The following is a 24,261-nucleotide window of genomic DNA, read 5'->3' as shown; positions in this document are numbered from 1 at the left end:
CATTCTTAGCGATCGCACAAAAAGCGATTCCCACTGAGGGTTTCTGCTGTGGTAGATACTCCGCGAATGCGATCGCTCCCCATAACTTTAGGATTATTATGCAAATAATCTTGTATTAATCCACAGCCACGTTTTAATAAAACATCTAACTTCACATCTGATAAGCTGCGTAAAATCACAATTCCATTACCGCTACCCGCAGCCAGAGTCTTACCATCTGGACTAAAACTCAGACTAGTTAACTCTTGCTTCTCACCCTTTAAAGCTATCAGCAGTGTTCCGTTTCGGTTCCAAAGCCTGATCTTATCATCACTGTTAACAGCCAACGTTTTACCGTCAGGACTAAAACTGACACTGATCAAACTATCACCATTACCTGGTAATACCCTGAGTAAACTACCATCCCGATTCCACAGTCTTACCGTACTATCAATACTTACTGAAGCAATAGTCTGACCATCCGGCGACCAAGCCACACCATTTACCCGCCGGGTGTGGCCAGTTAAATCGTATAGAAATTTACCATCATTGCTCCAAATCTTGACTAAATTATCATCACTCGCTGACGCTAACAACTTCCCATCAGGGCTGAAACTGACCCAATTGACCGCACTTCCATGACCCAACAAGGTTGTGATCAATTTACCATCCCGACTCCAAAGCTTGACTGTAGCATCCTTACTAGCAGAGGCAATATTTTGACCATTCGGCGACCAAGCTACAGCTAAAACAGTATCTTTATGACCCTGCAAAGTATTAATTAGCAGCCCTTCCCGACTCCAAAGCTTGACTGTAGTATCCTTACTAGCAGAAGCAATATTCTGACCATCCGGCGACCAAGCTACACCCCAAACAGAACCCTGATGTCCTGTTAATGTTCTGAGTAATTGACGATTCTGACTCCAAAGTTTAACTGTTTTATCTCGATTAGCCGCCGCCAAAATGCGACCATCAGGACTGAAACTAATACTAGTCACCCAATCAATGTCAGTTTTGCCATTTCGCAACAGCACCTCATCCCAACGCCATAGCTTAATCGTTTTATCCCTACCCGCAGAAATTAAAGTACTACCATCAGGGCTAAAATTGACGCTATTCACCCAATTATTATGTCCTCTGAGAGTTCCCAGCAATAAGCCATCCAAACTCCAGAGTTTAACCGTTTCGTCGGTACTAGCAGACGCGATCGTCTGACCATCACGGCTAAAACTAACACTGGTAACGCCAGAAGTATGACCAGAAAGCGTTTTCAATAACTTTCCTTCCCGACTCCACAATTTAATAGTTTTGTCTAAATCTAAACTACCAGAAGCAAGGGTTTGACCATCAGATGACCAAGCTAGACTTTTAACCGCATCTTCATGACCTATCAAAGTTTTGAGGAATTTACCCTCCGCATTCCATAATTTAATAGTTTTATCAGCACTTGCTGAAGCGATTATTTGACCATCCGGTGACCAAACTACAGCCAAAACCGCACCATTATGACCTGTCAAAGTTTTCAGAAATTTACCCTCCGCACTCCATAATTTAACGGTTTTATCCGTACTTGCCGAAGCAATTATTTGACCATTGGGGCTAAAATTAGCACTATTGACTACAGATTTATGACCAATTAAAGTCTTCAATAGTTGACCTTTTTGGTTCCACAATTTTACTGTTTTGTCTTGACTAGCAGAAATAATAGTTTGACTATCAGGACTAAAATTAACACTATTGACTACATCTTCATGTCCCGATAAAGTTCTGACAAAGCTACCATTAGGAAGCCAGAGGTTAATTGTGTAATCTGCACTAGCTGAAGCAATTAAAGAGTTATCTGGGCTAAATGTGGCGTTATTAACTCCAGATAAATGACCTTCTAAGCGGTTACGTTCTTTGACTCCATAAACTGCTTGGTATAAAGCTGTTAGTACTTGTTCTCTAGTAGAAGCACTTACCCAGATTGTCTGTTGCAATTTTTTCCCCGCTTTTAAACTGTCTTTGAGTGCATCAAGACCTTTTTGGGAAGCGAACAAAGCTTCACTAGAAGTACTGAGAGTTTTAATTTCACTATCTATGGCAGTAATTACAGAAATAGTTAAGCCAAATATAGCGCCAACGGAAGCCGTCAGGGCAATTTTTAATGTCCGATTTAATCGCGCTTCACTTTGTCGTTGTTTTTCTTGACTTTCTGCTAGTTGTGCAATTAATGCTTTTTCTTTGAGTTCTCCACGCAGATGTTCAATTTCTAATTGACTTAGTTCTTCTCGCTTGCGTAGTTCTCGGAGTTCTGTTAATAAATCTACTCCCTGTTGACGTTGGGTATCGACTAATGTTGCTTGCTGTTTTTTTTGTCTCAGTTCACTTTTAAGACGTTCAATTTCTTGTTGACTATTTTCGACTTTATAACGTAATTGATTGAGTTGTGCTTGTAAGCTTGATTCCTGTTGTTGCAGGTAGCGAATTAAATCTACTAAATAATCATGAATAAGTTGATAGCGTTCGGGAATATCTGCAAATAATACGACTAACCCAGAACTAACTAAAATAGATAGGATTAATTCTAGTTGGCTAGAGTCTTCTAATTCTGCCAATTCGGTTGATAATTCTGCTTGGGTTTTAAAAGGTCTTTGGTTACTTTCATCTGTTAATAAGTATAAAACTATTAAAGCCGCCCGTTCATTTTCTGCGCCACAGTCTTTAATTAATTCTTTGATATATCTTTCAATGAGTTTATTTGGTCTATAAGGCTGATATTGAGCAAGACTGGTAATGCGTTCATCTTGAAGTTGTGCGCCAACTACTTGCAATTCAATGGGGCGGACTTCTCCCAATTCTGCTGATAAATCCTGGACTACAGCATCAATTAAAGCCGGTTCTAAATGTACTTGGGAGCGTTCGGTTAATTTGTGAATAATTACTTTAGCATATTCAGGAGAAAAGTTGTTTAATTGATAGCGAATATTTTTATCGAGAATATTATGATTAATTGCTTCTAGGGAAACTAAATGTTTAAAATCTAGTAATCGGTGTAAATAATCTTCCCGTAAAGATAAAATCACTTTGACGAAAGATATATTTAAACAGTCACTTATAAATCTATCAAAGTCTTGTTTTTGATAGCGGTCAGTATGACCAAAGAAAAATTCTTCAAATTGGTCGAAAATTAAAACTGTAATGAGATGATGATCGGCATTTTCTCGTAATTGTTGTAATATACCATCAATGCTATTGAGGGGGGCTAAATCAGGGGCGATTCCTGGTGCAATGTTTGCTTCTTGATGTTGCAGCATGGCTGCTGTTAAAGATTTGCCTAATTCTCGCACCCAATCGGTATAAACTTGGAGGACAACAGGAATGGCATTTTGATCACCTATGGCACGATTTTGGAGTGCGGGAATTAAACCAGCGGTGACGGTAGAACTCTTACCCACACCAGACGGGCCATGAATTACGATCAGCTTGTAGTCAGCACGGCTAAGTCTGCCAATTAAGTTATTAATATCACCTTCCCGACCGGAAGCAGCTATTTCTAAAGCCACGCTGCTATTTCCCGACGCAGACATCAAAGCGGGGTTGGTAACTTTCCTTTGGGGTTGTAAACGTCCAGCACCGATAAAGGCGCGAAAACCATACTGTTGTTCAACGGAACGGCGTTTTTGTCTGATTAGATAGGCTTGAAGATAGCAACCAGCTTCAAAATAGAGCGATCGCAATGTCCGCAATAAGCGAATATAACGATGGGCATCATATTGATGTTCACTACTTTCTAAAGACGCTGGTAGTTCTGTGGTTGCCTTATCTAAGTATTCCTGGGCGACTTTTTGCTCACCTAGTTGTTGTTGTGCTTTGGCTAAGGTTAAATAATCAATTTGCGCTAACAGTAAAGGAAATAAACAGGGTTGGAGGTTGCAGTGTTTTTGCGCTTCCCCTAATTTCAGTAATGCTATGTGTGCTAAAGTACTCGCTTGCATCCAGCGTGACTGTTGTACAGCTACCTGGGCTAAAATACCATAGTCGCCGGCTAGTTGAATTTGACTGCCATAATTTTGGTGTAACTCTAAAGATTTTTCAGCAACAATTTGTAATTCTGACCATGCTTCTAAACTTTGCAAAACATCAGCCAGGTGTCCAATAAATTCAGCAACTAAATCTGTCCGTCCAGCTACTTCAAAAGTGTGTAAACATTGCTGAAAATAATTTTCTGCTGCTTGTAAGTGACTTTGACTTGCTGTTTGATTTTGTTCACTCAGGCGACAATGACATAGGCCGATATAAAGTAATAAAACACCTTGTTTGAGAAGATGAGGAGATGGAAAATTAGGGAGTTGGGGTGATTGAGAAAGATTATCCCATTCAATAATTCTACCTTTTTCCCATTCTTTGGTGATTTCTTCTTTTTCTCTTGGGTCCTGATTCTGATACCAAAATAGTAAGCTTTGTCGAAAATGGTTCAAAGCTGAATTTATGCGGTCACTGACATAATCATCTAAACCAAAAACAAATTGTAAACTAGCATTTAACTGGGCTTCTAAGCCAATACCACGGTTTTCTAAATCTCTAATCGCAATTTGCAGTTCATAACTACGCATCCATATTTGTTCAATGGTGGTATCATATCTTGTGATTTGTTGATTCTGCGTTTTATCTCCATGTAAAGCTTTAGCAAATAAAGAGTTTGTTTCTTGTTGCAAAAATTCTAGCAACGCCTTAGAAGTCATTTCAAATCTAATTGGTGTTGCTGCCCAACTAGCAAAGTCGGGTGCTAATTTTACGACTTTTCGTAATACTTCATCATTCACCCATATTACCATTGGGAACGGGTGGCGTTTGCGAAATTCATCACGGATTTGATTAATAGAAATTAGCAATTCATTGAGTCCTTCTACTGACTCTAAACCTAAAACTATTAATGCGGTAGGTTGATTAATTTGTTGCTGTAAATGAATAGTTGAATATAGACTCAGAGAATTTTGGGTTAATACTACCTTTTGGATTTTATTAGAATTACTCTTTATTTCTGAGAGTCTTTCTAGTATTAAATCGCGTAAAATTCCATAATTACAACACACCAAGACAACAGAAAATTGACCTTGAGAAAGTGAAATTGCCCTGGCTAAACTGCGTAAGGAACGATCATTAGCACTGTTGATATCTATTGGTGTGTTTCTTTCAACCATGATTTGAATTTTGGAGTTTCTGCTAAGACTGGGTTAACACCAAACCAAGCTCCTTGACGATCGCGATATTCAAAGACAAATAAACTGCGTAATAATACATGGTATTCTGCATCACCTCTTACTCTTTGCTCGCGCATCACCTGAAAAATCAGTTCCCACTCATGGGGATCTATAGCATTAGCTCGATAATCTCTCTGTCTTTGGATGACTAATTCCAAACATTCTCGGTCAAATGGGGGGTCTTGTTCTCGCAGACAGTCAAAGAGTAGTCCTAATAAATCGCGGACATGGCCACCACTGATTAGACACAAACGGTCTAAAGTTTCCTGGTGATCAAACAGTTCTGTAATTAAGTTTAAGCGATCGCTCGGTGAAATGTCAGGAAAGGCTCTAGCTAATACCATTTGCTGCATTAATTCTAATCCTTCTGTGTAAATTTCTCCAGAACGTAGTAACACAGGTATCATCGGTAAGACTTTTGGTGCAACGCCACCACCTAAACGATGTTGTAGTTCAGCGCTATCGTTGGAGAAAGTTAAAGATAAAGGGATAGTGTAAACAAGATGACAATTGAGTTTACGTAACTGCTCACCCCGTTCAATAAACAAGTATTCTGGAAGAGATTTCCCAGATGGTATGGGTCGGAATGATGATACTCGATCTAAATTATCAACAATTACTACCAATCCTTTTTTACCCTTGGCTTTCAGTTCAGTATTGGCACGTTCTAGCAATTCTTGATTAATTGAGAGTAAAATATTTTCAGTGCGTGGTTCTAAGTAGTCTCTTAACCGTCTTCGTAACTGTGGACTTTCTTTGGTTTTAGCAGTAATTTTGGCAATTCCTACCGATAATTCGGCTTCTACCCCCAAATCTATAGGTGTTTGCAAAAAATCCACCACCTCAGTAAACAATTTGGCAAAGTAGCGAGGTTTGATGCTGATTTTCATCGCTTCTAGACTTTCACTCACTTGACCAGAAACAGCTAAAAGAATATCAGTCACATCCACATCCGCCATTTCTAGCACACGAGTGGATTCAAAATATACCACATGAAACTGCTGCTCCTCTAATTCTGCTTTTAACCGTAACAACTCCGTAGATTTCCCACAACCCAAGTGTCCGGTAAATAGCTGACAGGTGGGGGTATTCGGAGAAATTTTACTAATAGTTCGCAGCAAAGCTTCAATAATTTTACCTCCCCGTACTGAGGCAAAATCAATATAGTACAGGCGATCCGCAGCATTTTCAATCATTAATGGTCTGCTCGGATTACAAGCCTGATAAAATCTTTCTAAATCTAGGAGCATAATTTAATCTACTTCACTCAAGAACGGGGAGAATAAAAATAAACTATATCTTTTTCGTCTAGTCTCATTATTTTATAGGACGACAAATAATTTTATGTAACACAACAACACAATTAAATTTTAAAAAAGTAATTGTGTGGGTAATGGGTAATGGGTCATTGGAAGAGATTAAGATAACTCTCCTCTGCTTCCTGACTCCTGACTCCTGACTCCTGACTCCTGACTCCTAAATTCTTGCCTTAAACAACCATTAATCCTTACAAATACCTGATCTTAAACAATCTTCTGTTTGATCATCTCTAGCCTGGATATTTTTGTTAAATTCTGGCTGAAAATTAGCATCAGCAACTATTGTATTTTGAGCAATTGTCATCGGTGATATATACTGAAAGAGTGAAAAATTACTACTAGCCAGACCTGAAATAGAATTGGACAAACATACTGGTAATAACATCAATCGCATATAAATTTTCCTATTCATCCCAAACCTCTTTTCCTAGTGATGATTGGGTTATCGGAAACATTATTTTGACCCACTAGAGTTAACACCACAGCACAGCAGTAGTGGTTACTCCAGACGTAATTGACAAATTAACGGTTCCGTAATTGTGTGTAGTAGACATTCCCCACAAATGTCTTCTTACTTACTTATGCAGATGCAATGCCAAACAACCGGAAAAATTCCCTAAACCCTAAAAACTCCATTGCTGGTCGCTCTGGCAGATAAAATAGTGAAGGAATGTTCGCTATTAATGGACTTATGACACCTTTATCAGATGTAGATACTCTCAATTCCCCTGACATGGACATGGAAGGATACGAAAACTCTGAAGATAATCCCCTTGATGAGTTACCAGATGAGGTCGAAATGTCCTTTTTTGACCATCTTGAGGAATTGCGGCAACGGATTTTCTATTCTTTAATTGTTGTTGTAGTGGCTGTTATCGGTTGTTTTGTCGCCGTTAAACCCCTAGTTCAGTTGCTAGAAGTCCCTGCTCATGGGATTAAATTTCTCCAACTAGCACCGGGTGAATATTTCTTTGTGTCTATCAAAGTGGCGGGTTACAGTGGCTTAGTGCTGGCTAGTCCCTTTATTCTTTACCAAATTATGCAGTTTGTGCTTCCCGGACTAACACGCCGTGAACGCCGTTTGTTGGGGCCTGTGGTTTTAGGATCTAGTGTGTTATTTGTAGGTGGGTTAGTATTCGCTTATTTATTACTTATTCCCGCTGCGTTGCAATTTTTTATCAGTTACGGTGCAGATGTTGTAGAACAATTGTGGTCGATTGAAAAATATTTTGAATTTGTACTGTTGCTTTTGTTCAGTACTGGGTTAGCATTTCAAATACCTATTATTCAATTGTTGTTAGGTAATTTGGGGATTGTTTCTTCTGAAAAAATGGTAGCTGGTTGGCGTTTTGTAATTATGGGAGCAGTAGTTTTAGGAGCAGTTCTCACACCTTCTACTGATCCGCTGACTCAAAGTCTTTTAGCAGGAGCAGTTTTAGGTCTTTATTTTGGTGGTGTTGGGTTAGTTAAACTTACAGGAAAATAATGAACGCAAGAGCGATCGCGTCTAATCAATACAGTGTTACTGTAAAATAAATACGGCAAAAAACTCAATCAGTATGATAACTAAGACAAACTCTCGCTATGTCACTCGACAACCTCAAATTTTATCCGGTGAACCGATTATTGATGGAACGAGAACACCTGTGAGGGCGATTGTCGAAAATTGGCGTTTAGGACTTAGACCGGAAGAAATTCCTCTACACTTACCTCATTTAACTTTAGCTCAAGTTTTTGATGCTCTTAGTTTTTATTTAGATAATCAAGAAGAAATCAATGAATATATTGAGCGCAATCACATACCTGATGAATTAGTCCATCCAGCGATTAAAAACAGGCTCAATCAAAGATGACCATTTTTGCTAAGGTTTATATTGATGAAGATGTAGACATTCTAGTTGCCAGCTTAATATTAGCGAAAGGTTTAGATGTCACAACGGCAAGAGAAAAAGGAATGTTAGGTAAAACTGATCCAGAGCAACTGGTTTTTGCAGCATCTTTTGAACGTTGTATGTTAACGCATAACCGACTTGATTTTGAGCAATTACATACTCAATTTTTAACTAATAATCAACCCCATGCAGGAATTCTGATTGCTAAACGCAGAAATCCATATCAAATTGCCGAACGAGTTGCAATTCTCCTTGATACTCTGACAGCAGATGAAATTAGCAATCAATTACTGTACGTTTAACTTAAGCAATGGTTATTTTAGTTGATTTTTAGTAAAAATTCATAAAATCCATTCAGAAGCGCGATCGCCTAAATCAAGAGGAATACTCACTGCTTTACCCAGTCGGGGACGCTCTTTGGTCTGTGTAATAAAAATTTGCACTTGTATTGTTCCCCCCAAGGCATTGAGATAATTAGCAATATCATCAATATGCTCTTGGTACTCAGCTTCGCTTAAGGGGAATGAAGCTTGCTCAAGATATTTCCACATCACTTGCAGAAATACCTTCCCCTTTGTCCTGCGGAACTGGACATCGTAGGAGAATCCCCACTTATCAATCAAAAGTTGACGTAATTCCTGTCCTGTCATATCTATATTTGGATTTGGGATTGGGAATAGTTCGGCTGAGGGTATTTCCTCGATTTGAAACATCGCAGCCTATCCTTGATGGGATCAGAAGTTTTCTCCATTAGATTTTACATTTAGTTATGATGTTAAGTTCCGTAACTCCAGTATGATAAGGATATAAAGAAATGTAATGCTAACAGAAAAGATGCTAGATATGTCTTGCAACAAAGAAGTATGGTGTCGCTGAAGGCGTTAGCATTTCGACTCAGACAAGGGTTGCTCAAGTGCTGGTACTCTTGTCAAAATGCTTAATAAATTACACAAAGAGCGCGTAGATTATGGCTCAATTTTCTGAATCAGCAGACGTGCCTGATATGGGTCGTCGTCAGTTCATGAACCTGCTCACTTTTGGGACTGTGACCGGAGTGGCGCTAGGTGCATTGTATCCTGTTGTGAACTACTTTATCCCCCCCGCAAGCGGTGGTGGTGGTGGTGGTACAGTTGCCAAAAACGAACTAGGTAACGATGTTAGTGTTGGTCAATTTCTAGAAAGCCATAATGTGGGCGATCGCACTTTGGTTCAAGGACTAAAAGGCGATCCTACTTATATTGTGGTCGAAAGCAAAGAAGCGATCGCTGACTATGGGATTAACGCCATCTGTACCCACTTAGGTTGTGTTGTCCCCTGGAACGTAGCTGAAAACAAGTTTAAATGTCCTTGTCACGGTTCCCAGTACGATGCTACTGGTAAAGTTGTTCGGGGGCCTGCACCCAAATCTTTAGCCCTAGCTCATGCCGCAGTTAGTGACGACAAAATCGTTTTAACACCTTGGACAGAAACCGACTTCCGTGACGGTGAAGCAGCTTGGTGGGCTTAAACAGTACCGAGTATTGAGTGCTGAGTGCTGAGTGCTGAGTTATTAGTCTGAAATCAAAAGTCTAGAGTTTTGAATCAATTCTTGACCAATGACCAACGACCAACGACCAATGACCAATGACCACTGACTAATGTAATGACTTTATAGAGATGAGAAACGCCAGTACACCTGCGAGGTTAACTCGTACTGCTAAAGTGATGCTAAACGCATTGCTGATAGCGATCGCCACCGTGACCTTTTTCTTCACCAGCGATATAGCCCAACCCCAAACCGCTGCGGCTTATCCATTTTGGGCGCAAGCAGCCTATCCTGAAACTCCCCGCGAACCAACAGGACGGATTGTTTGCGCTAACTGTCACCTAGCAGCCAAACCCACAGAAGTAGAAGTACCCCAATCTGTACTACCTGACACCGTATTTAAAGCGATCGTCAAAATTCCCTATGATACCAGCGAACAGCAAGTAGGCGCTGACGGTTCTAAAGTCGGTTTAAACGTCGGTGCTGTATTAATGTTGCCCGACGGCTTCAAAATTGCGCCAGAAGACCGCATTCCTGAAGAAATGAAGGAAGAAGTAGGCGATGTTTACTTCCAACCTTACGGTGAAGATAAAGAAAATATTGTCATTGTTGGCCCCTTACCAGGCGAACAATATCAAGAAATCGTCTTCCCTATTCTGTCACCTAACCCCGCTAACGACAAAAATATCCACTTTGGCAAATATTCCGTTCATGTAGGCGGAAACCGGGGACGCGGACAAGTATATCCCACAGGTGAAAAGAGCAATAACAACATTTACAACGCTTCTGCTGCTGGCACAATTAGCAAGATTGCCAAAGAAGAAGACGAAGACGGTAATGTTCAGTATGTAATCAGCATCACAACTGAAGCTGGTGAAGTTGTTAATGACACTGTTCCCGCAGGACCAGATCTAATTGTTTCTGAAGGACAAACAGTTGCATCTGGTGATGCTTTGACCAATAATCCCAACGTTGGTGGTTTCGGTCAACTTGATGCAGAAATTGTCTTACAAGATAGTTCCAGAGTCGCATGGATGGTTGCTTTCATCTGTTTAGTGATGTTGGCACAAGTTATGCTGGTACTGAAGAAAAAGCAGATTGAAAAAGTTCAAGCTGCTGAGATGAATTTCTAAATTCTCTGCTAAATAATTCATTTTTAGACAGGCATCTTGCCTGTCTTTTTTATTTCTTTCTTCTTCCTTCTTCCTTCTTCCTTCTTCCTCCTGACTCCTGACTCCTAGCCCTTACAGATAACTTTTATTGCTTACGTCACGCTATCAGGAAAAATTACGAAATATATCTAATATTCTCTGTCGCACTCTTTCTATAACTACTCCTTCTTCAAAAGATAGCCCATCAAATAACATCTCATATATCAATGGTACACCTAACTCTAACTCTTCTAAAAGTGTGCGCTGGCTAAATACATCTTGTGGTTTACCTTCTAGCATCAACCGTCCTTTATCCATGACAAAAACCCAATCTGCCCAACGATAAACTAGATCTAAATCGTGGGTTGCCATTACTAAAGTCGTTCCATTTTGATGAATTTTTTTCAAAGTTGCTATCAAGTTACGAGTATGTTTGATATCTAAATAGGCAGTAGGTTCATCCAACACCAATAGTTCCGGTTGAAGTACCATCACATCAGCTATAGAAACTCTCTTTTTTTGTCCTAAACTCAGATGATGCACCGGTTTTTCTGCTAAAGGAGTTAGTTCAAATTCAACTAATGCTTGTTCTACTCGGTCTTTAATTTCTGGTTCTGGTAAACCTAAATTACATAAACCATAAGATATATCCTCTTCCACAGTAGAAGCTACTAACTGTTGTTCTGGATCTTGAAATACTAGTCCAACCTTCTGCCTTAAGTTACTGAGATAATTTCGGTTATAATTTAACGGTTTACCACGCCAACGGACAATACCAGAATCAGGTTTATATAGACCATTAGCTAATAGAAATAGTGTCGTTTTACCACAACCATTCTGGCCAATTAATGCACACTTTTTGCCTGATGGAATCTTTAGTGTTAGACCATTTAAAGCTGATTGTTGTGTGCCGGTATAGGTGTAATATACCTGCTCAAATTCGAGTAAATATTCCTGCATTTCGCCAAAACTCTAATCCTATTAATCCTACACAGCCGCAAATTGCTTCGATGATATATCGCACTTGTGGACGATAGCGCCGGGGATGCCAAACTCGAAATTCACCAACAAAACCCCGTGCTTCCAATCCCAGAGAGAACTGACTATATCGTTGTAAACTTCGTTGTAATAATTGCCCAATTAATAATGCTAAACTTTTTATGCCAATACGCCAAGTGCGATAGCCACCACGGGAATTTTGTGCTGTCAACAATTCATCGGCTGTGTTCAGCAAGATGAAAATAAACCGATACATTAATAATAATAAATCGGTTAAAATTACTGGAAATCCTAAGTAACGTAGAGTTTGTAAAATTTCCGTGAAAGGGATAGTTAACATGAGAAAATATAAGCAAGAAACAGAGGCTAACGCCCTGGTTAAAATCTCCAATGCTTGGATACTGCCACTATGACTGATATAAATATAGAAATGTCCGAAAGTTAGTCCATACCACGCATCTAATTGTACCCTTGGCAAATCATTAATTGCAATTCCATTCACCATCAAGGCTGGTAAACTTGTCAAACAAAACACTATGGTGAACATTAACAAGCGAAAATAAACACCAGCCGGAATTCTTGCATAAATAACAGTCCAAACACCCATCCAAAGCACTATTAAAATTTGCACTAGCGGATGGGTAAAAAGGGAAATCGCAAGAGTAGTAAATGCAAAAATTAGTTTATGTTCTGGTGGCAATCTTCGCAGTTGATTAGTATAAGCTAAAGTGTCTATTTGCAAGCTCATTCTTCAGGTTTTTGTTGTTGGGAACGTCCTTTATACAACCCAATTGCGTAACCAAGCACTCCTGCACCTAAAGCTGCTTGCGATGCAAATAATAAACTTTCTATTTCCCCACTAGCTGGTTCAAAAAATGATTTAAACCAGGGTTTATATCCAGGTTGGATTTCAGTAATTGCTTTTTCGGCTTGGTTATCGGAACCAGTAAATTCTCCATCACGCACAAATATTAACGGTGCAACTGCTAAGGCGAATACAGCTACCACCAACAGCCAGTTACTCAACCCTTTTTTAGACTGATTCATTTGCTTGGGGTTCCCGTTTGATTAATTTCAGCAATTCTAATTCTTGGGGATTATAAGATTGCAGCCAGTTCCACACCAATACAGTTAGCAATCCTTCACTAATTGCTAAGGGAACTTGAGTTATAGCAAAAATTCCGGCGAACTTAGTAAAAGAGGCGATAAACCCACCCACAGGTGCAGGGAAAGCTAGAGCGAGTTGGATAGAAGTGATAATATAGGTGAGTAAATCTGCGATCGCAGCTGCTAGAAATATGGCGATTTTTTGTTTAGCACCCAACTTTATTGTCAAATTATAGATCCAGTAAGCTGCAAATGGCCCAGCGATCGCCATGGAAAAAGCATTTGCACCCAGCGTTGTTAAACCACCATGCGCCAGTAACAACGCCTGAAATAACAGTACCAAGCTACCCAAAACTGACATTGTCAGGGGGCCAAACAGCACCGCACCTAATCCTGTCCCCGTAGGATGAGAACAGCTACCTGTCACGGAAGGGATTTTTAACGCTGACAAGACGAAAGTGAAAGCACCAGCCAAGCCTAGTAATAGTTTTAGTTGTGGGTTAGCTTGGGTAATGCGAGTCAGACTACGCAATCCTAATATAAAAAATGGTAATGCCACAATCCACCAAAAAATTGCCCACTGCACTGGTAAAAAACCTTCCATAATGTGCATGGCGTAGGCGGGTTTGGGTAAACCAACTACTAGATAAAAACTGATAAATGTCATCAGGGTTAGACTGACTAACGCCTGTTTTTTTCTGTTCATAATCTGTACCTCGCAGATTTATGTAAACGAATTGATTCTAATCGGCGGGCATCCTGACTTACCCATTTGTGGTTCACAGTTGCGGGACAGTGCCGGATTTGCACCGAACTTTCCCCCTTGCGTCCGATAGCGCAGCTTGGCGTAAGCCAATGGCTGCTACCCATCAGAACCGATTAGAGTAACTATATCACCGTTACTAAATTTTGAGATGCTATTTTTTACTAGCACAACTACCGCCAGTTAGCTACAAGTCCGGAAAATCGTCAATAAGGGAGTATGCACTTGAATGAGATACATCATAGTCCACTCCTCGCTTGCGGGGAGGGGATTTTAGATTGATGGGTTTGGATTTGGCAATATGTCTAGGGGGAAGTTGGTCAATAGACATCTCCAAAATAGTATCATTCTGTGATATTTGAAAATGCAGCTTAGAAGCTAGTCATAAAGCGACTTTGACTATTTTCGGAGATGTCTAATTGACATTTATCAAGATGTTAATTTTGAGGATCAAGAATCATCAAACACTAAGCATTAAATCTCAAGAAACAGGGACTCGATTAAATAAAACCCAATAAAAACCAAGCTGTTGGACTGCTTGATTAAATTGTTCAAAATCTACGGGTTTGACGATATAGCTATTCACCCCCAGTTGGTAACTTTCTATTACGTCTCTATCTTCAGCAGAAGAAGTTAATACAACAACGGGAATTGTTTGGGTGCGGGGGTCAGATTTGAGTTGACGTAAAACTTCCAATCCATTTACTTTTGGTAGTTTCAAATCTAGTAAAACGACTTTGGGTTGATTTGTTATAGTCCGATCAGTATACTTTCCTAGACAAAAGAAAAAATCGAGGGCTTCTGCTCCATCTTGAAGCCATTGGACTTGATTTCCAATTCTGGCGCGACGTAAAGCCCGCATAGCTAGTTCGGCATCAGCAGGATTATCTTCAACTAAAACGATAGAAATCGGTTGGTCAGTCATTGGTTTTAAGGGGCATTGGGCATTGGACAGGGGGCAGGAGGCAGGGAGCAGGGAGCAGGGGAGGAACTTCCTTACTCGGTACTCGGTACTCAGTACTCGGTACTCAGTACTCAGTACTCGGAATGGTGAAATAAAAGGTTGCACCTTGATCGACTGCTGCTTGGGACCAAATGCGGCCACCGTGGCGTTGAATAATGCGTTGAACGATCGCTAGTCCGATGCCTGTACCTGGAAATTCTTGTTCACGGTGCAGACGTTGGAATACTCCAAAGAGATTATCGGCATACTGCATATCAAATCCTGACCCATTATCTTTGATGAAGTACACTCCTTCACCATCCATCACTTCATAACCCACTTCGATATGAGCGATGGATTTGTAACTGGTGTACTTAATGGCATTCGATAACAAGTTAATCCAGACTTGGGTGAGGAGGGAAAAGTCAGCTTGACAGATAGGTAAATCTGCGATCGCAAATTCAATCTCACGACCAGACCATTCTGGAGTTAAATCACTCAACATCTGTTGAATCAATTCATTGACTAACACAGGCTGTTTGGACATTTCCTTCCGATCCAAGCGAGATAAATTCAACAAATCATCAATCAACTCACCCATGCGTTTGGCATTATCGCGGACAACTTTTAAGAACCGATTGCCTTCTGCATCCAGTTGTTGACCGTAGTCTTCTTGGATCATTCTCGAAAAGCCATCAATCGCTCGTAAAGGCGATCGCAAGTCATGGGAAACAGAATAAGAAAACGATTCCAAAGCTTTGTTAGCAGCCTGTAATTGGGCAGTTCGTTGGATTACCCTCACTTCTAAAGACTCATTCAGTTCATGTAAGGCTTCAATCGCTCGCTTTCGCTCTAATTCTGCTGTTGCCCGTGCGGCAAATACCTCTAAAATTGTCCTTAATCGCCGCATATCTGCCAGTGGTTGCAAGTCGAGAATGCAAAGATTACCAATAGGATCGCCGTTGGTATTTTTTAAAGCAATACCCAGATAACTATCTGCTTGCATTGTCACCAAGTCTAAGTCTTCGGGAAACATTTGCTGAACAAAGCTTTCGCAGTAAAACAGTCCGTTTTTCAAAGCCAATTCGCATGGTGTGCGTGCCGGAAAGTAGGCGGTTTGTGGTTGCAATGTCCCATGCGCCCAATAAGCCAGAGATTGAAGTTCACCATTTACTAGTTCAGTGACAAGGACATAGCGGACGTGCAAGGCTTGGGCAATATGAGAAACCAAAGCCGGGAAAAAATCTTTTCCTGTCACCGCAGCCGTTCCTGCAACCAAATTTTGCAGTGTTGTTTTTGCTCTAATCAGATCCGCTTCCCGGTGTTTCGCTTCACTGATGTCGCGCATGATGGTAGAAAAATATTCCAGAGTGCCATCTGTTGTTTTGTGGGCAATAATCATCTGCGAAACTGGAATTTCTGCACCCTCAATAGTTAATAATGCCGTCTCTCCCACCCAGCTACCATTCTGTATTGCGTCTGGAAGCCCTTGATTTTGAATAATTTCTAAAGCCCATTGAGGGTGATAATCCTTCATACGTAAGGCTGACACATCTGCATCAGGGGATAGACCTCGAATTTTATTAGCTTGGGCATTATTCCAAAGGATAACAGTATCCGGTGACGACATCCCAATACAGTCTGTAGAGGCTTGTAAGATTGCAATCAAGCGATCGCGATCTTTCTCCGCCCGTTTGCGCTCGGCAATCTCTATTTCTAATTCGGCATTTGTTTGTTGTAGTGCTTGAGTTCTCTCCTGTACTCGTTGTTCTAACAGTTCATTAGCTTGGTGAATTTCCCCAAACTTTTGCTGTAAACTGACGGCCATCAATCGGAAGTTCTGCAATAACAGCGCCAATTCAGTTACCTGACTGTGCATCCAGTTGATTGGTTTTTGCTCTAGCAGTTTATTTGGTAAATTAGTAGTCACATCTGCCAATTGAAACAACGGTTTAACCAATTGACGACTAACTAAAGTAGCAGAAATTAGAGCCAGTCCGGAGACAAATAGCAGTATTGCCATGTTGCGGGTATGAACCCACTCAATCTGGCGCACATAAGAGCTTGCAGCTATCTGGACAACCAGTTTCCAAGGAATTGTCTGATTAATAGCAAACTCTTTCACAAATAGGGAATTTTGCCACTGCACCATGACCAGAGGACTAGCAGTAGTTGGTAGCCAATGGTAGATTTGAGTACCTATTTGGTCAACCCTACCATCCTCACGCCAATTGAAGGATGGAGTACCAATCCATTCTGGTTTCGTGGAGGCAGCTACTGTCTGCTGTTGATCAACTAATGTGATATCTAGCTTTTCTTCACCCAAATTAGACTGTAATAACTTTGTGATGTTGCTTAAATTAATTTCAGTAAAAATAGCACCTATCAGTTTTCCATCCTTCAGAATTGGCACGCCAAATAAGGCAATGGGAAAGGAAGAATTGTCCGGTAGCAGCCGAACAGGAGAGAGAAACGGTTGGGGCGATCGCCGTATTTGCTCGAAATACTCGTTTTGATTAAAGGCGATCTGAACAACAGAGTCATTATCCTCAAAATCGAGAATGGTTTTTCCTGTCTCATCTAAAATATGAATGTGTCGAAACTCAGGAAAAATCCGGCTCACGAATGCAGCATTTTGTTGTAAAGCATCGCTCTGGAAAGAGTTGAGTATCACTAATTCGGCAAGTTCATTCACAGAAGTCAAACGTCTCTCGTACCAGCCACACACCTCAGCTGTCAAGTAACGAGAGGCATCATTTAAGTCTAAACGAACGGTGTTTTTGATGTCATTGACCACCTGATGGCTGCCTAACACAATTAAAATTAAGGTAGGAAACGACACAAAAGCGACTAACAGATTAAACAGCGTTTGTTGTAATGAAAGGGTGCTAATAGCCGGTGGACGATCAACCCAACGATGAATAGGCGAATGCGTCAGTAATAAGCTGGCAATGAGGGCGTTGAAGATACCATTGACAGGCTGCTTAAAAAGAATAATTCGGGATTGAGTCGGATCGACATGGAGAACGATCGCATAAAATATCCATATAAGTGGCATCCCAATTACCAACCAAAAAAGAGCATCCAGCAAAACGATATTATTTTGCTGTCGTCTGTGAAATAGCCAACCGACAAATAGTGCTTCTGCCGTAAAAGTTAAGGTGGTATAGGGATGATGCCAAATCACGTAGGTACAGATGCCAGCAATAAAACCAGCCAAAGTTCCCCATCTCACCCCGTATAGACAGACGACAATCCAAACAGCGATCGCACCAAACAGAAAATCAATGTCGAAAAATAATGTCCAATGGAAGTAATTTCCCAAAAAACCAGCAATAATCAGTAAGATTAAGCCTCCCAGTTGCCGATTTTCAGGTAATTTTGATCCTAAAATTTTTGTTAAATACATTGAACGAACTCGTTTAATGTTTTTGATTTATTAAAAGTTGTTGATCAGCGAATGGCAGCCGCCTTCACACAAATATGACACGTATTCAGTATCTTTTCGGAAGAAAGTCGCTGGCGCGGACTAATAGGAAACTCAGCTAGTATTAAATTTAGACTGTATCAGAGAATGCCTGAACAGCTAACTCAAGAAACTTGGTTAAGGTCAATCTTCTTGTGGCTCTTATCTTTGTTAAAGATTCCCTCCAAATTATGAGTGAACCCTTAAATGTCCTGATTATTGAAGATTCAGAAGCTGATGCTATGTTAGTTCTCCGGGAACTGCATCGCGGTGGCTTCAATCCAATTTGGGAGCGTGTCCAAACCGCCCAAGAGCTATGCATAGCCCTCGATAGCCGTACATGGGATATCATACTTTCAGATTACCGCTTGCCTGGATTCAATGCACCTGCGGCTTTGCAAATAGTCAAACAGAGTCAAAAAGATATTCCTTTCATTCTTGTTTCCGGCACAATTGGCGAAGTATCAGCCGTGGAAATGATGAAAGCAGGCGCTCATGATTATGTGATGAAGGACAACTTAAACCGATTACCAGAGGCAGTGCGTCGAGAACTTCGGGATGTCCAGGTACGAGCAGAACACAAACAAGCCCAAAGTCTATTAGAAACATTAGCCTCTAATATACCAGGCATGATATACACTCTGGTGCAGCATTCCGATGGTTCTGCTGCCTTTGAATACGTCAGTTTGGGCTGTTTATCTCTTTTAGAGTTAACGCCAGATCAAGTTTTAGAAAATATCTCTCTTTGCTTTGCACAAATTCATACTGATGATCGTGCAGGATGTTATTTAGCTGCTAAACAAAGCATTCAAACTTTAAATCAATTTTCTTACGAGTGGCGATTAGTCACACAATCTGGCAAGTTAAAGTGGGTACAGGCCAGCGCCTGCCCAGAATTAAGGGAAAACGGAGATACTATTTGGCATGGTATTTTATTGGATGTGAGCGATCGCAAACACGCACAGGAATTACTGATTCACAATGCTTTACATGATCCATTAACAAACCTACCCAATCGGACGCTTTTGGAAGAGCGACTTGAATTAGCAATTCACCGCACTAAGCGAGTAGAAAACTATCATTATGCTGTCTTATTTCTAGATTTAGATCGATTTAAAGTCATCAATGACAGTTTAGGGCATTTAGCTGGAGATCAACTACTTAAGAGTATTGCTAAAAGGCTGAAAATTCATCTGCGTGAAATTGATTTAGTGGCTCGACTCGGTGGTGATGAATTCGTAGTTTTATTAGAAAATATATATAATTTGGAACAAGCCATCCAAATTACCACGCGTATACTTAAAGATTTTCAAACACCATTGATCATTAATAATTCCGAAGTTGTGATCAGCACAAGCATCGGTATTGTTTTAGGAACAAAAAACTATGATTTTGCTGCCGATTTACTCCGAGATGCAGATATTGCTATGTATCAAGCCAAAGAACAAGGCAGAAATTCATACAAAATTTTTGATGCCCAAATGCATACCCAAGCAGTAAATCGACTAACTCTAGAAACCGAAATTCGTAAAGCTCTCGAAAGAGAAGAATTTATCGTATATTACCAGCCTATTATTGATATAGTTGGCAGTCGGCTGATTGGATTTGAGGCATTAGTGCGCTGGCAACATCCAACTCGTGGATTTATTTTACCAAATGAATTTATTCCTATTGCCGAAGAAACTGGACTAATCGTGCCGATAGATCAGTGGATATTTTTCACAGCTTGTCAACAATTGGCCACCTGGAAAACTAAGTTTCCTAATCGCTTCCCACTAAAAATGAGTATTAATCTCTCTGTTCAAGATATTCGCCAAGATAATTTAATTAAAAATATTGATAAAATCTTACAAGAAACAAAGTTAGATGGTGAATCCATCAGCTTAGAAATTACAGAGAGTATGCTAATTGAAAATATCAATCAAACAATTGATTTGTTAACTAAAATAAAGTTAAGAAAAAACCAAATTAGTATTGATGACTTTGGGACTGGTTATTCATCACTCAATTATCTTCATCGTTTACCTGCTGATAACTTGAAAATTGATCGCTCTTTTGTGACTCAAATGCAGGCAGGAAATCGTAATTATCAAGTTGTGAGTACTATCATCACTTTGAGTAATCAACTCGGCTTAAATGTTATAGCAGAAGGAATTGAAACACCACAGCAACTACAATGGTTACAGGAATTAGGATGTGAATTTGGTCAGGGATATTTATTTTCTAAACCCTTGGCTGCGGAGGAAATTGAAACCTACTTTCTCAACAAAGACTATGATAAATTTTATTAGCTTTTGATTCTCAAAACAAAATATCTAACCTTGTCGAGAGTCCTGTAGCGGTAGAGAGGCGTTTAGCCCGTATAAACTCGGTTGCGATGGGACTCCTGCTATTTTATTGTCAATTCAGGAAAACTCTTTGATTTTTATTGACCTAGTCCGCCCTCTACACTTATGAAAATCACTACACTTCTATATTTTGGGTAAAGAAAATTTCAACAACACCAGCAAAAATTTATCTAAGCAACAAATGAAGTTGAGTAAAGAAGACAAAATAGGCGCTAAAATCGATTCAGCCTTTGTATTTTCGTGGTTTTGTCCCAGATAAATCAGAGTGCGGTTCACTGCATAAATCCTGACTGTCAACGTCCCTATCCTCAACCTTGGGGAAACAAATTTTGTAATAGCTGTGGCGCACCGTTACAGTTATTAGACCGCTACGACCCTATTAATCCTTTGGGTTCAGGAGGTTTTGCCCAAATTTACACGGTTTGGGATGAAAAAACCGAGACTGAAAAAGTTCTAAAAGTCTTAGTGGAAGATTCTCCTAAGGCTTTGGAATTGTTTATCCAGGAAGCGGAGGTTTTAAGTAGTTTCCGACATCCAGGTGTTCCCAAAGTTGATGCTGACGGGTATTTTCAAATTAATTTAACTAGTCCTAAACCGCACCAGTTGGCTTGTCTGGTGATGGAAAAAATTGATGGGCAAAATTTGGAGGAAATCCGCAAAAATTATCCGCAAGGATGTCCAGAGGATTTGGTGCTAAGTTGGTTCGCCCAGGCTGTAAAAATTTTACAGGAACTGCATAAACGCCAAATTATTCATAGGGATATTAAACCTTCTAATTTAATGCTACGGAACCCTTCACCAAGCGCACTTCTGCAAGTGCAACAATTGGTACTAATTGATTTTGGTGGTGCTAAACAATTTAGTGGGGCGATATTGCGATCGCACTCTCCCTCTACAAGACTATTTTCCTCTGGTTACAGTCCCCCAGAACAGGTAATTGGTGGGAATGTGGGGCCAGCAGCAGATTTTTACGCCTTGGGGCGGACAATGATTGAATTACTCACCGGTAAGCATCCCCAAAATTTAGAAGATCCCATCACTGGGGAGTTACGTTGGCGCAATCGCTGCAATATCAACCCCCGTCTAGCAGACTTATTAGATGAAATGGTAAAGACGGATGTGCGATCGCGTCCCGCCCATGCAGCTATAATTCAAAAACGGTTACTGAAAATTGTCCCCGCCGGATCACAACCAAATTTATTTACCCAACTCAAAACTACTGTTATTCAATCTGTCACCCAATTTACCCAAGCTGTGGGTAGCACAACTCTATTCACAGTCCAGGCAATTCTCAAATTTTTACTAGCTTGTCTGTCAACAATTTGGGCGATGATTTTAGGCGGTATTGGTGCTAGTTTAGGTACTATCGTTGGTTTTATCTTGGCTTATCAAAGCAGATTAGGCGCTTTCATCGAGGAATTTATATCCCGCCAATTACCAGCATTAATCCAAAATTCTCAACCAACTTCAGCAAAAGAAATGATAGTATTTGCTGCTGCTGGTTTAGGAACCGCTTGGGGAATTACCGTATCTGGCAGTTTTGGTCAAAAACGGCGATTTTTGATGGCAGCACTCATGGGTTTAATTGGCAATAGTTTAGGCTGGATAGCTTGGCAATTCATCACCCCACATCATAGCGCCGAAGGTTTAGTTGCATGGATGTTAGTGTCAATTTCCATACTCACCTTGGGTTTAGGTCTGCGTACCCATTATCTAGCTTACGCCTTCATAGCTTCCTTTGGGAGTGCAAACATCTTAGCAGCCTTAATTCATCTAGGTTTACCAGTTCCTTCTATTCATTTTTCCTCCAATCAACCAGGCGGGTTAGAGTTATTTGTACCTATCGCCTTTTTTGGTTTTGTGGGTATTTTAATTAGTCTTTGTTTAGGGTTGAGTTATTATCTCATTGTTCCTTGTTTACGTTGGTTAGGGTGGCGATAATTTTTAATAGAACCTACACAAAATCAAGAATATGTTAGGGCTAGGAGTCAGGAGTCAGAGACTCTGGGATAGCATTCCTAGCCGGAGACTAGGAACGAGATATAAAACAAGATCCCCCTAGCTGTTTTATCTAAGCTAGGGGGACCACATAATTGGTAGTCTATAAATCTTTCGGTATAGTCACTAAAATAAATTTTATATCATTTATTTGGCTTTGGCTAGTCTTAGCATTATAATTTGCAAAATTTTTATATCTTCTTCACAATTGCCCCAGATGGAAGGCCAAAGCCCTTTTTTCCTGTCAAGTGAGAGCATTTTGGCAATTGGCACTTATCTATCATGGAAACAACACTGATCAACTAAAATTAATTAAATGCTGACCCGAATTAAAGACTTAGCCGCCACCCTAGCACCCCGCTTAGTGGAGATTCGCCGCCATATCCACTCACACCCAGAACTCAGTGGACAAGAATATCAAACTGCTGCTTTTGTGGCTGGTGTACTGTCTTCCAGTGGTTTGCACGTAGAAGAGGGAGTGGGTAAAACTGGTGTGATTGGCGAGTTACAAGGGGCTAGTCAAGATGATCGGATCTTGGCAATTCGCACTGATATGGATGCTTTGCCAATCCAAGAACGGAGCGGGTTAGAATATTCTTCTCGTAAAGAAGGGGTGATGCACGCTTGTGGTCATGATATTCATACTACAGTGGGATTAGGTACAGCGATGGTACTTTCCCAAATAGCAGATGAGTTGGGTGGTAAAATCAGGTTTTTATTTCAGCCAGCAGAAGAAATTGCCCAAGGTGCAAACTGGATGGTAAAAGATGGGGTGATGGAAAATGTCTCTGCTATTTTGGGGGTTCATGTTTTTCCTTCTATCCCGGCTGGTTCTGTTGGTATCCGTTATGGGGCATTGACAGCAGCAGCGGATGATTTAGAGATTATCATTATGGGTGAATCTGGACATGGTGCGCGTCCCCATGAAGCGATTGATGCTATTTGGATTGCTGCCCAGGTAATTACTACATTGCAACAAGCGATTAGCCGCACTCAAAATCCTTTACGCCCTGTAGTGTTGAGTATCGGACAGATTAATGGTGGTAGAGCGCCCAATGTGATTGCTGATAAAGTACAGTTATTGGGTACGGTGCGATCGCTCCACCCAGAAACCCGCGCCCAATTAGCACACTGGATTGAGAATATTGTCGCTAATGTTTGCAATTCCTACGGCGCTAAGTACCAAGTTAACTATCGCCAGGGTGTACCCAGTGTACAAAACGATTATGCACTAACACAATTATTGCAATCATCAGCAGAAGAAGCTTGGAGTAGCGAATTAGTCCAAATCTTACCCGAACCTTCCCTTGGGGCTGAAGATTTTTCTGTTTATTTAGAACACGCCCCCGGTTCGATGTTTCGCTTGGGTGTAGGTTACAAAGATAGAATCATCAATTATCCCTTACATCATCCTCAATTTGAAGTTGATGAATCTGCAATTATGACTGGGGTTGTAACTTTAGCTTATGCGGCTTACAAATTCTGGAAAAGTAAATAAACTACATTTATATTGAGTATTTATTACATC

Annotated in this window: 18 protein-coding genes and 1 riboswitch; of the genes, 8 read left to right on the top strand and 10 right to left on the bottom strand. The window is 40.4% G+C overall.

The window, feature by feature from the left end; genetic code table 11:
- Positions 1 to 5 precede the first annotated feature (5 nt).
- From VB713_RS16470 to VB713_RS16460, 3 genes are all read right to left on the bottom strand, one after another.
- Positions 6 to 5,162 carry an eIF2A-related protein gene (locus VB713_RS16470; protein WP_323312591.1) on the bottom strand — a complete coding sequence of 1,719 codons (5,157 nt, stop codon included), beginning with the start codon at positions 5,160 to 5,162 and terminating at the stop codon, positions 6 to 8.
- A complete protein-coding gene (locus tag VB713_RS16465; RefSeq protein WP_323312590.1) occupies positions 5,138 to 6,472 on the bottom strand; it encodes a P-loop NTPase fold protein in 1,335 nt (444 codons plus the stop codon). The genes VB713_RS16470 and VB713_RS16465 overlap by 25 nt, the downstream gene beginning before the upstream one ends.
- 250 nt (positions 6,473 to 6,722) lie before the next feature.
- The gene (locus tag VB713_RS16460; protein ID WP_323312589.1) at positions 6,723 to 6,953 is read right to left on the bottom strand and encodes a hypothetical protein; all 231 of its coding nucleotides are present in this window, start codon (positions 6,951 to 6,953) and stop codon (positions 6,723 to 6,725) included.
- Between the two features lie 279 nt (positions 6,954 to 7,232).
- On the opposite strand from VB713_RS16460, the gene tatC reads away from it, so the two are divergent.
- The 3 genes from tatC to VB713_RS16445 all read left to right on the top strand — a co-directional run bounded on the left by tatC (position 7,233) and on the right by VB713_RS16445 (position 8,735).
- The gene (tatC, locus tag VB713_RS16455) at positions 7,233 to 8,027 is read left to right on the top strand and encodes a twin-arginine translocase subunit TatC (protein ID WP_323312625.1); all 795 of its coding nucleotides are present in this window, start codon (positions 7,233 to 7,235) and stop codon (positions 8,025 to 8,027) included.
- A gap of 73 nt (positions 8,028 to 8,100) precedes the next feature.
- Positions 8,101 to 8,394, top strand: coding sequence for a DUF433 domain-containing protein (locus VB713_RS16450; RefSeq protein WP_323312588.1), 294 nt, complete (start codon positions 8,101 to 8,103; stop codon positions 8,392 to 8,394).
- Positions 8,391 to 8,735, top strand: coding sequence for a DUF5615 family PIN-like protein (locus VB713_RS16445; RefSeq protein WP_323312587.1), 345 nt, complete (start codon positions 8,391 to 8,393; stop codon positions 8,733 to 8,735). The genes VB713_RS16450 and VB713_RS16445 overlap by 4 nt, the downstream gene beginning before the upstream one ends.
- A gap of 39 nt (positions 8,736 to 8,774) precedes the next feature.
- On the opposite strand, the gene VB713_RS16440 is transcribed toward VB713_RS16445, so the two are convergent.
- Complete coding sequence (locus VB713_RS16440) at positions 8,775 to 9,083, bottom strand: DUF3067 family protein (protein ID WP_323312624.1); 309 nt, start codon at positions 9,081 to 9,083, stop codon at positions 8,775 to 8,777.
- A 317-nt stretch (positions 9,084 to 9,400) separates the two neighbouring features.
- Between VB713_RS16440 and petC the strand changes: the two genes are divergently transcribed.
- Complete coding sequence (gene petC / locus VB713_RS16435) at positions 9,401 to 9,940, top strand: cytochrome b6-f complex iron-sulfur subunit (protein WP_323312586.1); 540 nt, start codon at positions 9,401 to 9,403, stop codon at positions 9,938 to 9,940.
- A 149-nt stretch (positions 9,941 to 10,089) separates the two neighbouring features.
- Positions 10,090 to 11,091, top strand: coding sequence for a cytochrome f (gene petA, locus VB713_RS16430; protein WP_323312585.1), 1,002 nt, complete (start codon positions 10,090 to 10,092; stop codon positions 11,089 to 11,091).
- 144 nt (positions 11,092 to 11,235) lie between these two features.
- On the opposite strand, the gene VB713_RS16425 is transcribed toward petA, so the two are convergent.
- The 6 genes from VB713_RS16425 to VB713_RS16400 all read right to left on the bottom strand — a co-directional run bounded on the left by VB713_RS16425 (position 11,236) and on the right by VB713_RS16400 (position 18,330).
- Complete coding sequence (locus tag VB713_RS16425; protein WP_323312584.1) at positions 11,236 to 12,069, bottom strand: ABC transporter ATP-binding protein; 834 nt, start codon at positions 12,067 to 12,069, stop codon at positions 11,236 to 11,238.
- Positions 12,044 to 12,856 carry a cobalt ECF transporter T component CbiQ gene (cbiQ, locus tag VB713_RS16420; protein ID WP_323312583.1) on the bottom strand — a complete coding sequence of 271 codons (813 nt, stop codon included), beginning with the start codon at positions 12,854 to 12,856 and terminating at the stop codon, positions 12,044 to 12,046. The genes VB713_RS16425 and cbiQ overlap by 26 nt, the downstream gene beginning before the upstream one ends.
- Positions 12,853 to 13,155, bottom strand: a complete 303-nt coding sequence (locus tag VB713_RS16415) for an energy-coupling factor ABC transporter substrate-binding protein (protein ID WP_323312582.1) — start codon at positions 13,153 to 13,155, stop codon at positions 12,853 to 12,855. Before VB713_RS16415 ends, cbiQ begins: the two co-directional genes overlap by 4 nt.
- Positions 13,142 to 13,921 (bottom strand): energy-coupling factor ABC transporter permease, encoded by a 780-nt coding sequence (locus VB713_RS16410; RefSeq protein WP_323312581.1) that lies wholly within the window; start codon positions 13,919 to 13,921, stop codon positions 13,142 to 13,144. The genes VB713_RS16415 and VB713_RS16410 overlap by 14 nt, the downstream gene beginning before the upstream one ends.
- A gap of 25 nt (positions 13,922 to 13,946) precedes the next feature.
- Positions 13,947 to 14,110: riboswitch (cobalamin riboswitch) on the bottom strand.
- Positions 14,111 to 14,459: 349 nt separating this feature from the next.
- Positions 14,460 to 14,903: a response regulator gene (locus VB713_RS16405; RefSeq protein ID WP_323312580.1), complete on the bottom strand. Its 444-nt coding sequence runs from the start codon at positions 14,901 to 14,903 to the stop codon at positions 14,460 to 14,462.
- Between the two features lie 103 nt (positions 14,904 to 15,006).
- A complete protein-coding gene (locus VB713_RS16400; protein ID WP_323312579.1) occupies positions 15,007 to 18,330 on the bottom strand; it encodes an ATP-binding protein in 3,324 nt (1,107 codons plus the stop codon).
- A 248-nt stretch (positions 18,331 to 18,578) separates the two neighbouring features.
- On the opposite strand from VB713_RS16400, the gene VB713_RS16395 reads away from it, so the two are divergent.
- The 3 genes from VB713_RS16395 to VB713_RS16385 all read left to right on the top strand — a co-directional run bounded on the left by VB713_RS16395 (position 18,579) and on the right by VB713_RS16385 (position 24,231).
- Positions 18,579 to 20,678, top strand: coding sequence for a putative bifunctional diguanylate cyclase/phosphodiesterase (locus VB713_RS16395; RefSeq protein ID WP_323312578.1), 2,100 nt, complete (start codon positions 18,579 to 18,581; stop codon positions 20,676 to 20,678).
- Between the two features lie 297 nt (positions 20,679 to 20,975).
- Positions 20,976 to 22,676, top strand: a complete 1,701-nt coding sequence (locus tag VB713_RS16390) for a serine/threonine-protein kinase (protein WP_323312577.1) — start codon at positions 20,976 to 20,978, stop codon at positions 22,674 to 22,676.
- 373 nt (positions 22,677 to 23,049) lie between these two features.
- Positions 23,050 to 24,231: a M20 family metallopeptidase gene (locus VB713_RS16385; protein WP_323312576.1), complete on the top strand. Its 1,182-nt coding sequence runs from the start codon at positions 23,050 to 23,052 to the stop codon at positions 24,229 to 24,231.
- The last annotated feature ends 30 nt before the right edge of the window (positions 24,232 to 24,261 follow it).

Source organism: Anabaena cylindrica UHCC 0172 (assembly GCF_034931625.1).
In the GTDB taxonomy this organism is placed as follows: Bacteria; Cyanobacteriota; Cyanobacteriia; order Cyanobacteriales; family Nostocaceae; genus Anabaena; species Anabaena cylindrica_A.
Note: the sequence above shows the minus strand (reverse complement) of the source record. Positions and strands in the feature narration are given on the sequence as shown.

Excerpts from the sequence above, each read along its gene's own strand:
- VB713_RS16445 (WP_323312587.1), top strand. The coding sequence starts at position 8,391 with ATGACCATTTTTGCTAAGGTTTATATTGATGAAGATGTAGACATTCTA.
- VB713_RS16385 (WP_323312576.1), top strand. The coding sequence starts at position 23,050 with ATGCTGACCCGAATTAAAGACTTAGCCGCCACCCTAGCACCCCGCTTA.
- VB713_RS16415 (WP_323312582.1), bottom strand. The coding sequence starts at position 13,155 with ATGAATCAGTCTAAAAAAGGGTTGAGTAACTGGCTGTTGGTGGTAGCT.
- VB713_RS16425 (WP_323312584.1), bottom strand. The coding sequence starts at position 12,069 with ATGCAGGAATATTTACTCGAATTTGAGCAGGTATATTACACCTATACC.
- petA (WP_323312585.1), top strand. The coding sequence starts at position 10,090 with ATGAGAAACGCCAGTACACCTGCGAGGTTAACTCGTACTGCTAAAGTG.
- VB713_RS16395 (WP_323312578.1), top strand. The coding sequence starts at position 18,579 with ATGAGTGAACCCTTAAATGTCCTGATTATTGAAGATTCAGAAGCTGAT.
- VB713_RS16470 (WP_323312591.1), bottom strand. The coding sequence starts at position 5,162 with ATGGTTGAAAGAAACACACCAATAGATATCAACAGTGCTAATGATCGT.
- VB713_RS16465 (WP_323312590.1), bottom strand. The coding sequence starts at position 6,472 with ATGCTCCTAGATTTAGAAAGATTTTATCAGGCTTGTAATCCGAGCAGA.
- VB713_RS16400 (WP_323312579.1), bottom strand. The coding sequence starts at position 18,330 with ATGTATTTAACAAAAATTTTAGGATCAAAATTACCTGAAAATCGGCAA.
- VB713_RS16440 (WP_323312624.1), bottom strand. The coding sequence starts at position 9,083 with ATGACAGGACAGGAATTACGTCAACTTTTGATTGATAAGTGGGGATTC.
- VB713_RS16405 (WP_323312580.1), bottom strand. The coding sequence starts at position 14,903 with ATGACTGACCAACCGATTTCTATCGTTTTAGTTGAAGATAATCCTGCT.
- VB713_RS16450 (WP_323312588.1), top strand. The coding sequence starts at position 8,101 with ATGATAACTAAGACAAACTCTCGCTATGTCACTCGACAACCTCAAATT.
- petC (WP_323312586.1), top strand. The coding sequence starts at position 9,401 with ATGGCTCAATTTTCTGAATCAGCAGACGTGCCTGATATGGGTCGTCGT.
- VB713_RS16410 (WP_323312581.1), bottom strand. The coding sequence starts at position 13,921 with ATGAACAGAAAAAAACAGGCGTTAGTCAGTCTAACCCTGATGACATTT.
- VB713_RS16460 (WP_323312589.1), bottom strand. The coding sequence starts at position 6,953 with ATGAATAGGAAAATTTATATGCGATTGATGTTATTACCAGTATGTTTG.
- cbiQ (WP_323312583.1), bottom strand. The coding sequence starts at position 12,856 with ATGAGCTTGCAAATAGACACTTTAGCTTATACTAATCAACTGCGAAGA.
- tatC (WP_323312625.1), top strand. The coding sequence starts at position 7,233 with ATGACACCTTTATCAGATGTAGATACTCTCAATTCCCCTGACATGGAC.